Below are 13044 nucleotides of genomic sequence, written 5' to 3' on the forward strand. Positions count from 1 at the left end.
ACGAGGAGGATACTTATGAAAATCTCATTAACCAATATCGAGAAAAAATATGGGCAGTCTCAAGCATTATGGCCAATCGATGTGGAGTTAGATCAGCAATTTATTACGATTCTAGGACAATCAGGCTGTGGCAAAACAACCTTATTAAAGTTGATTGCTGGCCTTGAACAGCCAACAAAAGGAGAAATTCGATTCGATGACACCGTGATTTTCTCTTCACAGTCTCATAAAAATGTCAAACCAAATAAGCGCAATATCGCCATGGTTTTTCAAGATTTTGCTCTATGGCCACATATGACCATCTTCCAAAATATTGCCTTTGGCTTAAAGGGCATTATTGCAAAATCAGCTATTCCTGAACGAGTCGAGCATGTGATGCGATTGGTAAAAATGCAAGGCTATGAGAAACGAAAGCCAGGCGAATTATCGGGTGGTCAGCAGCAGCGGGTGGCATTAGCAAGAGCTTTAGCGACGAACCCTCGGTTGATTTTATTTGATGAGCCTTTATCCGCTCTCGATGCTGTTCTCAGAGAACAAATGCAAGATGAAATTATGCACCTGATTCATGAACTTGATTGCCAAGCCATTTTTGTAACACATGATCAAACGGAGGCCATGACGATGTCTGACCAAATTATTGTTATGGAGGCAGGGAGAATTGCTCAAATTGGCTCGCCTGAGGAAATTTATCGTGCACCAGCAACGCCCTATGTGGCAGATTTTATTGGCAAAGTGAATTGGTTTCATCATGGACAATCGATCGTGCGACCTGAAGGCGTATCAAGCGTATCGCGTCCTGGTACGATTGCTAAACAAGCGGAGATTGTGAAAAGCATATTTGTTGGCGATCGTTATTTAGTACAAGCACAGGTGGATGGGCAGCCTTGGAGCTTTTATGAGAATCAACCATTAGAGCATGGAAAAAGATTGCAAGTATTTATTGATGAAAAACAAATCTATCAATTGGAGGGTTTACATTGAAGAAACGACGTTTTAAATTATGGGCAACTGCTGGCATTTTATTGACCTTGGCATTAGCTGGCTGTGGTAATAAAGAGGCAAAAGAGACAAATGAAGCAAGTGCAAAGACACAGGAGGAGAAAGTACTGACGGTGTATTCTGCAGGGCCAGATGGTTTAGCTGCAAATATTCAGCAAGCATTTGAAGAAAAAACAGGGATTAAAGTGGAAATGTTTCAAGGAACTACAGGTAAAATTCTCTCTCGTCTAGAAGCGGAAAAAAATAATCCTGTAGCTGATATTGTTGTACTTGCCTCTGTCGCCTCAATGGATGGATTAAAGGCAACAGACCAATTACAAAGCTATGAAGCTGCTAAAAACAAGGACAAAATCAACAGTGATTGGTCTGATCAAGATGGATATTTCTATGGCTACAGTGCCTCTGCTTTAGGTATTGCCTATAATACGAAAAATACGACACAGGCGCCTAAGGATTGGTCTGATTTAGCGAAAGCTGAATGGCAAAATAAAATAAATATACCAGATCCAAGTCTGTCAGGCTCTGCTGTGGATTTCTTATTTGGTTATACAGCAGCAGAAAAAACAGCTTGGAGCACAATTGATACGTGGAAGAAAAATGGCTTGCAAGTCAATGGTGCAAATAAAGAAGCATTGGATGCTGTTATTACGGGTGAGAAAAATGCCACGATCGCAGGGGTAGACTACATGGCTTATAAAGCAAAAGCGGACGGTGAGCCAGTAGAAATTATCTATCCGACGAGTGGGACAGTGGTTAGTCCTAGAGCGGTTGGTATTTTGAAGGATGCGAAACATGTAGAAGCTGCACAAGCCTATGTTGATTTTTTATTGTCGGATGAAGGGCAAAAGCTAGTAGCAGATGCTTACTTATTACCAGGAAATAAAGATATTGCTGTGAAAAATCGTGCAGCATTAGATGAAATTCCACAGTTAACAGTTGATTGGATGGGTGCTGAAGCGAAACAGCTTGAAGTACTAACAAAGTTTACGGATTTATTTCGTTAAATAAGGGAGGTTGATATACCTCCTTTCTAGTTTTTATAGAGAAGGGTTGTAGTAGTCATGATAATGGAAGGAAGACGAGCTTTTGGATTTTTACTGACAATTGTTGCCATATTTGCTATCGCTCCGTTGATGGCCATTTTAGTTTATACCTTTACAAATGAGGGGCAATTCGATGGATCACAGTTTAGCCGAATATTTGCACACGAGAGAATATGGAGGACGCTAGGAAATTCTGTGGTCTTAGGGATTTTCGTGATTATTGGGACAACAATTATCGCATTACCTATGGCTTTCATTCGTACGAAAACAAGTTTATATCAATATGAATGGCTCGATATTGTGTTAACGATTCCATTTATGACACCTCCCTATATTGGTTCTATGGGCTGGATTTTGTTTATGCAGCACAATGGTTTTTTACAGCAGCTTATTCCACGTGCTGCTTGGATGACAGATTCCTTCTTTTCCTTATTTGGCATGGTACTGATCATGAGCTTACACCTGTTTCCGTTTTTGTATTTAATGTTAAAAAATACATTGCTTCGAATAAATGGCTCATTTTTAGATGCAGCGCTGATTTTTGGGCGAAGCTCCTGGCAAAATGGGCTAAAGATTGTGTTACCCCTTGTACTTTCAAGCTATGTCTTGGGAAGTCTGCTTATTTTTATTAAGACGCTTGCTGAATTTGGAACGCCAGCTACATTTGGCAGTCGGATTGGGTTTCAAGTTTTTACAACCGAAATTCACTCCTATCTATCAAGATGGCCAGTCGATATTCGCATGGCAACCTCGCTATCCTTATTCTTATTGTCTGTTTGCTTAGTCATTTGGTATTTCCAAAATCTCATTGGACGCAAATTTACATACGGTGTGCTATCAGGAAAAACGCCTGCTAGACGTGAGATCAAAGACAAGTGGTATATAAAAACAGCTTCGTGGACTTTTGTAGGACTTGTACTATTGCTGTCTATCGGCATTCCTTATTTCTCTATTATCGTGACCTCTTTGCAAAAGGTAAGGGGAGATGGTTTACAGGCAGGGAATTTCAGTTTTGCTTCCTATCAAGAGGTCTTCACCAGTGGAAGTGCAGGATTGACAGCATTTTTAAATAGTATTGTTTTTTCTATCATAACGGCCATCATTACAGCCATGATAGGTTTATTCATTGCTCTTTATATTAAAAAAGGAGAAACCAGAAAGCAGCAAATATTAGATTTTTTTAGTTTAATGCCTAATATTATTCCGGGAATTGTTTTTGTTGTGGGTTTAATTATGTTTTGGAATGCGCCGTGGCTTCCCGCAACGATTTATAACACAAAGGCAATGGTAGTCGTTACATACTGTGTGCTGTTTTTACCCTATTCGGTGCAGTATATTAAATCTTCTTTTTCACAATTAGATGCCTCTATCTTTCAGTCAGCCGCTATTTTTGGACGTAGTAATTGGGCGGTGTATCGTCGCATCATCCTACCGCTATTGATGCAGGGTATTTTGACAGGAATGATGATGACTTTTATTATTTCGATGCGTGAGCTAGTAGCTGGCCTCTTAATTTTGCCACCCTCAGTCGAGACAGGGGCAACTTTTATCTATAGTCAATTTGAGCAAGGTAATGTAGGGGTTGGAATGGCAGTTGCCGTCATCACTGTTTTGATGACTGTGGTATTTATGTTCCTATTGGATTGGCTGCAAAGACGAGGAGGGCAGACCGATGCTTAGTTTTGAAATTTTAGGTGGCGTAGGGGAATATGGGCGCAATTGCTTTTATATTGAAAATCATGGGCAGGGCATTTTATTGGATTGTGGGATTATGAAAAATGCTCAAAAAACGCCACCAAATATTACAGCTAATCATATTGAAAAGCTAGTTGCTGTCTTTATTTCTCATTCGCATATTGATCATGTAGGGGCATTGCCATTACTACAAAAGATGGACTATACGGGGCAGGTACTAATGAGTCATAGAACTGCTCAGCAGCTTCCACTGCCTCTTCCACAAGTCTGTACTTTCCACCCAGATACAATTGGAAAATGGATAGAGGTCAAGGATTATCTTGCCTTTCAATGGGGATATAGTGGCCATTTAATTGGAAGCGTGTGGTACAAAATTCGATTTTTTGATGAGATGATTTTTTTCTCTGGTGATTATGTAGTCGATTCGTATTTGTTAAAGGCGACCTTACCAGAGGAGGATGGAACGGTTTATGATGTAGCGTTTATTGATAGTGGACATGTGGAAAAATGCATTCATAATCTTGAGGTATTACAGCAATTGGCTACGTACGTAAAGGCTCATCCCAATCGTTCAATTATTTTCCCATCCTCTTTTTCGGGCAAAACAGTGGATATTATGTCTTATCTTTCTGAACATACAACCCGAGCGATTAGTGTAGATGCAAAGCTACAAACTTTATTGGAGCATTATGATGAAGATCCCGAAAATATTTGGCCGAATAAAGCGGTACTCCAAGTACGTCACAAGCAAAAAACGGACAGTCACCATGCACTTTATTTTGTCTCAGAGCAGGATGAGGCTCAATTGGAGGAGCTTGCAAAGGCATATCCAACAGCTATTTTTGTCCACACAGGCTATTCTCGTTATTCATGCAATCCATCTATTTTGAAGCATCTCTCAAAGGAGTTCTTCTATAAAACACATCCAGATTATCGTGATATTGTGGCTCTGTCACAGAGAATTCGTGCACGACAAACTATCTATTTTCACAGTACACATACAAATTTAGCAACAACACTTCCGAAGGAGGAGTTAAAGCGTGACTAAACTAAAAAAATGGGCATTTTATATATGTGTCATGGGATTGACAATAATTAGTATGATGAGTGTGAGTACAACACAAGCGAAAGCAGCCATTGAGCCAGGGCATGAAATTAAATTCAATATTAAACCCGAGATTTTTAAGGAATCAACGATTGTACAGGTTTTTCAAGCAACTAAAAAGGATGACGTAAAAATTTATTTTTATGATACGTTTGACCAATCGTTTCTCCATAATGATTATATACATCGCTTACGCGTATATAAGGGTAGCAATAAAATGGATATAACCTATAAAAAGCGTTTTTTAAATACACCATTAAAAGACGCAATAGCAGTAACAGCGAATCATGGTTTTACTGGTTCTGAGTCCAATTATAAGTTTGAGTTAGATAGTAAGGGAGACCATCGTACATTTACGATTAGCCGGAAGGAGTCCTTGAAGACTTCTGCTGATGTCTCTTACGATACGGTAGATACGAGTGCTGCTAAAAAACGCATTCTTGAAAATTCTCCAAAGAAAATTGTAAATTGGGATTCTGAAGCATGGTATAAAAATACGTTGTCTCAAGCTGTTGTATATGGACCTGCTAATGCTATGACCTATAAAGGAAGTTTTCTAGGACATGAAGCGGATATAGAAGTGTGGCAGTACAAAGGAGACATGATGGTTGAACTTTCTACAAAGGTAGATGATGCCGCTCAAGCAGCTGCTATTGAAAAACAATGGTATGAGCAACTATTATTTGCAGGCTATTTAAGTGTAGATCAACGTGGTAAAACGGCATTTGTCATGGATAAATAAGTAGGACTATAATGAATTCGCCACATATAGAAATGAGGCGAATTTTTTCTTTGGCAACAGAGAGATTAAAAAGTAGGTCCATGTTTGTTCTAACTTTGCTAATTTCGCTTACACTTACTATAGGACGAACTTTGGGTGATATGAGGGGGAAATAACATAGCGAAAAAAATGGGCATTGTTACACTACTACTTTTCGGTGTTTACGTGCTTTGTATGTACTGGTATATATTCCATAGCGGTGGTGGTAAAATACCGAGTGCCTTACAAGGAACGGCGGCAGATCCAGTGATGTTTATGTCTGGCAAGGAGCTTTTTTTAAGTGGTGAATATTCAAAAATACGGAACTTTATATTCTTTGTAGCCACACCTTTAGAATGGCTTATTTACATCTTGATTTTACTATTGGGCGTATCTCGTTATTTCGAAAAAGTGACGACCTCCCAAACGAAGTGGAAGCTATTGCAAAATGCAGGCTACTTATTCCTATTATCTTTATTACTATATATCGTGCTATTCCCGCTTGATTATTATCGCTATCATCTTAGCAAAAGCTATGGCATCAGTACACAAGCATTTGCATCTTGGATGAAGGACGGTGTCATTGATTTTTGGGTGAACTTTGGCACTAGCTTGATTATTGTTACGGTAATTTATTGGCTCATTAAAAAGAGCGAAAAAAGATGGTGGCTCTATGCTTGGCTTTTAACCATCCCCTTTACAATCTTTGTAATGTTCATTCAGCCAGTTGTCATTGATCCTTTGTACAATGAATTTTATCCGCTAAAAAATAAAGAGCTGGAAACAAAGATACTTACACTTGCTACACAGGCAAATATTCCGGCAGAGCATGTTTATGAGGTCAATATGGCAGAAAAGACCAATGCCTTAAATGCTTATGTGACAGGGATTGGGAGCAATTCGAGAATTGTGCTTTGGGATACTACATTAAATAGACTAACGGACAATGAAATTTTATTTATCATGGCACATGAAATGGGACATTATGTAGAAAAGCATATTTATTTTGGCATTGCAGGCTATTTATTCTTAATGTTGATAGGGTTATGGCTAACGGCGAAAATTATGCGTCGCTTGATTTCACGATATGGACAGGTTTTTAAAATTAATAAAATCAGTAGCATTCGTTCCTATCCATTATTTTTACTCATTACCTCTATATTACTATTTGCTTCCAATCCAGTGTCCAATTTTATATCAAGATATCAGGAAACGAGAGCAGATCAGTATGCGATTAACCTTATGAATGATCGAGAAGCGGCTGTAACAGCGTTTCAAAAGCTAACGATTTCAGGCTTAAGTGAAGTGAACCCACCACTCTTAGTGAAGTGGTTCCGTTATACACATCCACCGATGCTGGAGCGGATCTATAAGGTTGCGGATACTGGGGAGCATAAGCAAAATATGCCTTTAAAGGAAGAACAGAAGAAAAAGTAAGAGGATAGGTTTTTCATGGGAGTAAATTGGGTAGTCTATGACAAAGATGTATCAAAATTTGGTCGTTGATTGATAGGGGATAGCATTATGCGAAATGTGATTATAATTACACTTTCTTCCATTTTAGTAGCCTTTGCCTATAATTATTTATTAATTCCCCATGAAATTTTGAGTGGTGGGTTGAGTGGTATTGCCATCATGCTTGGGATTATTACCCCTTTGAATACAGGTGTGTTAAATTTACTGCTTAACCTGCCTTTACTGATTTTAGGTGTGATGAAGCTTGGCAAGCGATTTATCAGCTATACCATTCTTTCGGTGGCTGTGTTGTCAGTGAGCTTATATATTATTCCGATACACAAAGCGACACAAGAGCCAATTCTCGCGTCCTTATTTGGCGGTGTTATTGTAGGCTTTGCAATGGGCATGATTTTCCGAGCGGCTGGCTCCTCAGGGGGCTTTGATATTATTGCTATGCTACTTAGTCGCAAACGCGATTTTCCACTCGGTACGCTAATTGCAGCTATGAATGGTATCGTAGTGGCAGCTTCTGGTTTTGTCTTTAGCTGGGATGCAGCATTGTTAACGCTTGTTTCCATTTATGCAACTGGAAAAGTGGTTGATACAATTCATACGAGCCATATTAAATTAACGCTGATGATTATTACGAGTAAAGGGGACGAGGTCAAACAGCAGCTATTAGAAAAGCTGCATCGTGGGGTAACGATTATCGATGCAAAGGGAGCATACTCTGGTGAAGGTCGGAAAGTGTTAATCACTGTTATTACGCGTTACCAACTAGCTGATGTGAAAAGCACGATTAAGGAAACTGATCCAAAGTCGTTTGTGAATATTTTACAAACAACAGAGGTTATCGGGATGTTTGATCGTGGTACAACTAAATAATGCTATTCTCTACACACGTTTTAGGTTATACTAACCGTAATCGAACGTGTGTTTTTATTTGTGGTAGGAAGGGGATCGTAAAGATGGAAAAAGAAATAATTCATGCTTACTGTTTACAGCTTCAAGGAACAACGTATGACTATCAAGAGGAGTGGCAAGCAGATCGCTATCATATCGGTGGAAAAATGTATGCCATGCTTGGGGGCAATGCAATGGGCAAACCTGTGCTTACGTTGAAATGTGAGCCTTCTCGAGCGGAGGAATTAAGGGAAGCATATGACAGCATTATACCTGGTTACTATATGAATAAAACCCATTGGAATTCTATTTATATGGATGCTGAAGATGTTCCGATGGATTTGGTAGAGAATCTTATCCAACATTCCTATGAGCTTGTTTTCAATAAATTAACGAAGAAAGCTCAACAGGAAATTCAATCCGTTGGAAGCAAGACAACTGAGTGATAAATAGCGCATTTACCATCTACTTACTGGCAAATGCGCTACTATATAATTACTAATTATAGCCACGTTCACCATAAGGCTTTAGCGTGTCGAGCCATTTTTGCTCCAGCTTTTCGAGTTCTTTTTTGGCGTCAAAATAGCCCTCTTCTTTTTTCTTTAAATGCTCAACGATAACCACTTCAAAAGCTTCTTGACCATATGAAATGTAATCTGTCTGAAGCTCCTTGTTCGTATGTGTATTGGTTTTTAGCATAAATTGAAAGCCATTTAAACGCTTTAAATTATTGAAGCTACCCACAAACACTTTTCCTGTTTGTTTATTAGTCATGGTAAAAACACCAGCTTCAATTTTCATCTCTTTATACATTTCTTTTAACTCTTTTTTATGATCCATTTTTAATAACCTGCTTTCTTATTTTTTTACCCAATAGGCACTACCATCTGCTTTGCGGTCCAGAAAACCGTATTCAATTAAGTAACGACGTATATGAACATAGTCTTCATATATTGGTTTGATGACTTCATTTAATTCTTTTTCTGTATATTGTCTTTCTACATCAAAAAGCTTTGTGATGGCTCGAAGTACTACAATTTTCTGCTTTTCACGTTTAGGAAAGCGTACTAGCTCCTTGCCTATACCTTGTGGAAAGAATTTCTCCAATATTTGCTGTTCTTCCGTGAGGGTTACGTTATAGCGATCGTCAACCATCGTAGCTGTTTTATGAATAGGCACAAATGGTTCCTCCTTCTGATCTTGTTCCTTTAGTAACTCCATCATCACCAACAATGTTTTGGCTTGGCGTTCCTTTTCTTTTAAAGCAAAACGGTGATGGCGGATCGTTGTGGCACTGCCAATCTCTAATTCTTCTTTTATCTCCTGATCTGATTGTCCCTCATAAAATAAGCGTAAAATATGACTTTGATGTTCTGTTAAGCCTGTCATTTTTTTGTTGAGACCGTTTAAATAATGAAAAACAGATTGGTGAGCCAATGTAATATGGAGCTGCATCATTTTCTCTGCTTCATACAGTAAGCCTTCATAAGGATAAATAATGCCTTTTTCTACTTTTTCACCGCACAGTAGGCAAGTGAAGTGTGTCGCTTCATCGATGTAACCCTTTTTAAGATCATCGATAGGAGCTTGCCAAAACAATTCATTTACATCCATTGGGAATCCTCCGAAAAACAAACAATTTTAAAATTTGTTTGTTATTTTATATTTAAAATAACAAAATGTTTGTGTTAATGCAATAAAAAACACATCGTCTTCTAAACGATGTGTCATGATGTTGCAAAAAGATAATGTCAACGGCAGAAAAAGCAACTTGGCAAGGTGAGGGGTTGATTTCCGTTCCGCCAGCGTCCTTTCCAGGGGGCGTCCGATGAGCCGCTTCACTCACTTTCGTTCGCTCCAGGGTCTCCTCTGTGACGCTAAATCCCCTAGGAGTAACGCTGGCTCCACTCCAATCAACCATTCTGCAAAGTGTCTTTACTTTTTTTCATAGTAGCATAGCAATTAAATCGCCCATTATTTGTATTCTTAGAGGGGATAGGCTCTTTATTTTCAATGTGGAGAAGTGATGCGTGACAACACCCCTCCATAAAATGAGTAGTCAAGACCTTTCCTTTATTTGAAAACCTTTGCTAAAAAGTGGGTTGGAGTGGAGGGCTACTTGACTCCCGTGCGATAGCGAGACAGGCAAAACTCTAAACGGAGCGGTAGCGGAGGAAGCGATTCGGCGCTCACCCACAGGAAAGCAAGTAGCCTGCAACGGAACTTCATTTCTACCTTTCAATTGACTGTTTTGTTTTTCAACACTAACACATCGTTTTCTAAACGATGTGTCATGATGTTGGTTAATATTTATTTATATTTTCTTTTAAATAGAATCATAGATGCTAGAGAAAGAACTACGATTGTACAAGCAATCACAATTAGACTTGTTGAGGAGCTAAGTATATGTCCATTTAGCTCGTAAACAATGCCATAATTGATTTTATAATCTTCCACATAGGAAACAGGCACACCTTCAAAAACATTTGCAATAGAGCTCTCCATAAAAGCATTGCGTAATAATAGTGTTGTATGACTAATTGGGAAGTACATGATTACATGTTGAGCAAAGCTTGGTAGAGCTCCAAGAGGAACATAAACACCACATAAAAATCCAAGTAATGTACCAACAATTGTGCTGAGTGTTGAAAAAGCATTTTGTGTCGACACAAATAACGAAAGAAATAAGTTAAAGACACTTGCAAGCAAGACAGATAAAAATAGGATGCCCATTACTTGCACAAAATCCCCAAAACTTAGAAGCTTACCACCCGCTGCTACAATAAAGATTTCACAGCCTATGAGAGCGATAAAGGAAAAAATACAGCCGATAATAAACGCATTGAGTACATAGCTTAACTGAATGGTTGCACGAGAAAGGGGAGCGGTTAAAAAATCGGCTTGCACTTTTGACTCCTGATCCTTAACAGCAATGCCATAGGCACCAAGTGTAGTCGAAACAGCAATCATGGAAAGTAATCCTGCTACAAGCCATTCATTGACCATAGTGATCAATTCAGGCGTAGCTTCTGTTAGTCGTTCAATGGCATCTACCTGCATCTTTTGGAGAAAGACAGCGTACAGCACAATGACAATGATGACTGATAGTAGGGAGAAGAACACCTGTGTTTTATCCCGCCTAAATATTTTGTTATTACGCAAAACTAAATTAAATAATGCTTCCATTACGCAACCTCCCCCTCAGCCATAATATGAAGAAAGACATCATCCATGGATCCTTTAATGACTTCAAAGGAAGCGATGAGTGGCTCAGCTTTTTTTAAAAAGGGAAGTGCCTGTAAGGTAGAAGTTAAACGGATGGTGTATATCCCTTGATTCTCTGTGTAGGAGATCGCATTTTCCTCAAGAAATTTTACACCCTCCTTCGAATGATGAAAAACGAGAGCCATTGAATCATAGGCATATTTTGTCTTCAGTGCATCGGGTGTCCCCTGTGCGACAATTTTTCCTTGCTTTAAGACAGTGACTTGGTGAGCAACTGCCGCTTCCTCCATATAATGGGTTGTTAAAAAAACGGTCATATTGGTTTCCAACTGAAGTTGCTTGATAGCCTGCCAAACAAATTGCCGTGTTTGTGGATCTAAACCGGTTGTAGGTTCATCCAGAAATAAAATACTAGGACGATGAATCAATGCACGAGCAATATCTGCTCGCCTTTTTTGTCCCCCTGATAATGTGCCATATTTTTTCTTTTCAATATCCTCTAAATGCAAATAGGTGGAAACAAATTGATAATTTTCAGTAAGCTGTGTTTTCGATAAACCATATGTTTTGCCTCGATGGAGAATATTTTCGCGTACTGTTAATCGCTCATCTAATAGGCTTTGCTGGAAAACGACACCGATAGATTTACGGATATCTGCATTATCATTGCTTGCATCAAGAGTGAAACCATTAATGGTTACCTGACCGCTCGATTTTTTTAGTAATGTGCAAAGAATTTCAATCGTTGTAGATTTACCAGCACCGTTTGCACCTAAAAAAGCGAATAGGGTGCCTTGTTCGACAGTAAATGAAATACCATTAACAGCATGTTGCACACCATATTGTTTACATAAATTTTCAACTTTTATCGCAAAAGTCATGAGTGGTTAATCCCTTCTCTTTTGAATTTCTTGATTCATTTTTTCAATATCCCTTGCTTGAAAAACATATATAATATACCAAACAATGGGATAAATAATAGCTTCCGATAGTAGCACATATGTCACACCTGAATGTTCAAACCAATTCCCGAAATAGCCTGCCGTTAATACACATGCTGTGACAGCGATTAAATGTAAAAGTAGCTGAACCGTAAAAGGGATTGGCTCGATATCAAAAATGGCGGAAAATAGTCCAATCGCAATACCAAGAATGGTAGCAATGATAATCTCCTCCAGTAATTCTGCTCCTGACATAACCGCATTGTTTGAAAGGACGCTTAATGTGACTAAGATGTAAGAAGAACTAAGGGAAATGAGTAGTCCAATAATCATCATGCGTAAATACTTCATGCTATAAATCCCTCCCAATACCTAAATGTCGCTTTAATTCTTTTAAGTATTTTCGACTGACATGAATGGCTACTTCATTTTCGAGTAATAGTTGTGTAGTGCCGATTTTGCCCATTTGAATAGAGGCGATTTTATGGATATTGACAAGCGTAGATTTACTCACTCGTACAAAATCCTTGGTTAGCTGTGCCTCTAGCTCATATAATTTTCGCTTTGACTCAAACTCTTGCTCATCTGTTTGCAAAAATACTTTGGCATCCTCTGCGTAAATGGAATAAATATCAGAAATTTTTAACAGATGAATTTCTTGTTGAAAATACCCATCTAGCATCGTCGTTTGGGATGCTTGAAGCTGCTTCATCAATCTTTCAATTTGCTCATTATATTCCTTGGCATGAATATGAACCTCTGTTTCTTCGAGTTCATGATTGATGGTTAAATGAATTTTCATAGGAGGCCTCCTTTTAAAACGCTGAATCAGGTATTACTAATGTAGCATAGAAAATTTTAACAAGGATAAATTGTTTGATAAGAGGTTTTATTTGATGGATAACAGGTTCTTTT

The 13044-nt window shown here is 38.6% G+C and carries 14 protein-coding genes; 8 read left to right on the forward strand and 6 right to left on the reverse strand.

The features are described from left to right. Positions 1-15 precede the first annotated feature (15 nt). The 8 genes from MHB40_RS07255 to MHB40_RS07290 all read left to right on the forward strand — a co-directional run bounded on the left by MHB40_RS07255 (position 16) and on the right by MHB40_RS07290 (position 8409). A complete protein-coding gene (locus tag MHB40_RS07255) occupies positions 16-981 on the forward strand; it encodes an ABC transporter ATP-binding protein (RefSeq protein ID WP_342534215.1) in 966 nt (321 codons plus the stop codon). Then, on the forward strand, positions 978-2003 hold the full coding sequence (locus MHB40_RS07260) for an ABC transporter substrate-binding protein (RefSeq protein WP_342534216.1): 1026 nt from the start codon (positions 978-980) through the stop codon (positions 2001-2003). Before MHB40_RS07255 ends, MHB40_RS07260 begins: the two co-directional genes overlap by 4 nt. Positions 2004-2060: 57 nt before the next feature. Next, a complete protein-coding gene (locus tag MHB40_RS07265; protein ID WP_342534217.1) occupies positions 2061-3722 on the forward strand; it encodes an iron ABC transporter permease in 1662 nt (553 codons plus the stop codon). Beyond that, a complete protein-coding gene (locus MHB40_RS07270; RefSeq protein WP_342534218.1) occupies positions 3715-4785 on the forward strand; it encodes an MBL fold metallo-hydrolase in 1071 nt (356 codons plus the stop codon). The genes MHB40_RS07265 and MHB40_RS07270 overlap by 8 nt, the downstream gene beginning before the upstream one ends. Next, positions 4778-5584: a hypothetical protein gene (locus MHB40_RS07275; protein WP_342534219.1), complete on the forward strand. Its 807-nt coding sequence runs from the start codon at positions 4778-4780 to the stop codon at positions 5582-5584. The genes MHB40_RS07270 and MHB40_RS07275 overlap by 8 nt, the downstream gene beginning before the upstream one ends. A gap of 156 nt (positions 5585-5740) precedes the next feature. Continuing rightward, the gene (locus MHB40_RS07280; RefSeq protein ID WP_342534754.1) at positions 5741-7039 is read left to right on the forward strand and encodes a M48 family metallopeptidase; all 1299 of its coding nucleotides are present in this window, start codon (positions 5741-5743) and stop codon (positions 7037-7039) included. Between the two features lie 87 nt (positions 7040-7126). Next, positions 7127-7945 (forward strand): YitT family protein, encoded by an 819-nt coding sequence (locus tag MHB40_RS07285; protein WP_004232517.1) that lies wholly within the window; start codon positions 7127-7129, stop codon positions 7943-7945. Positions 7946-8028: 83 nt separating this feature from the next. Next, positions 8029-8409, forward strand: a complete 381-nt coding sequence (locus MHB40_RS07290; RefSeq protein ID WP_342534220.1) for an MmcQ/YjbR family DNA-binding protein — start codon at positions 8029-8031, stop codon at positions 8407-8409. A 52-nt stretch (positions 8410-8461) separates the two neighbouring features. On the opposite strand, the gene MHB40_RS07295 is transcribed toward MHB40_RS07290, so the two are convergent. The 6 genes from MHB40_RS07295 to MHB40_RS07320 all read right to left on the reverse strand — a co-directional run bounded on the left by MHB40_RS07295 (position 8462) and on the right by MHB40_RS07320 (position 12931). Next, entirely contained in the window at positions 8462-8803 is a 342-nt protein-coding gene (locus MHB40_RS07295; RefSeq protein WP_342534221.1) for a GIY-YIG nuclease family protein, read from the reverse strand. Positions 8804-8821: 18 nt separating this feature from the next. Then, a complete protein-coding gene (locus tag MHB40_RS07300) occupies positions 8822-9577 on the reverse strand; it encodes a DUF2087 domain-containing protein (RefSeq protein WP_342534222.1) in 756 nt (251 codons plus the stop codon). A 696-nt stretch (positions 9578-10273) separates the two neighbouring features. Then, positions 10274-11149: an ABC transporter permease gene (locus MHB40_RS07305; protein WP_342534223.1), complete on the reverse strand. Its 876-nt coding sequence runs from the start codon at positions 11147-11149 to the stop codon at positions 10274-10276. Then, complete coding sequence (locus tag MHB40_RS07310; protein WP_342534224.1) at positions 11149-12069, reverse strand: ABC transporter ATP-binding protein; 921 nt, start codon at positions 12067-12069, stop codon at positions 11149-11151. The genes MHB40_RS07305 and MHB40_RS07310 overlap by 1 nt, the downstream gene beginning before the upstream one ends. A 6-nt stretch (positions 12070-12075) precedes the next feature. Continuing rightward, on the reverse strand, positions 12076-12480 hold the full coding sequence (locus MHB40_RS07315) for a DUF3021 domain-containing protein (RefSeq protein ID WP_342534225.1): 405 nt from the start codon (positions 12478-12480) through the stop codon (positions 12076-12078). Between the two features lies 1 nt (position 12481). Then, positions 12482-12931: a LytTR family DNA-binding domain-containing protein gene (locus MHB40_RS07320; protein ID WP_342442984.1), complete on the reverse strand. Its 450-nt coding sequence runs from the start codon at positions 12929-12931 to the stop codon at positions 12482-12484. Positions 12932-13044 lie beyond the last annotated feature (113 nt).

The sequence above is a fragment of the Lysinibacillus sp. FSL K6-0057 genome, from assembly GCF_038630885.1.
Lineage (GTDB): Bacteria > Bacillota > Bacilli > Bacillales_A > Planococcaceae > Lysinibacillus > Lysinibacillus fusiformis_F.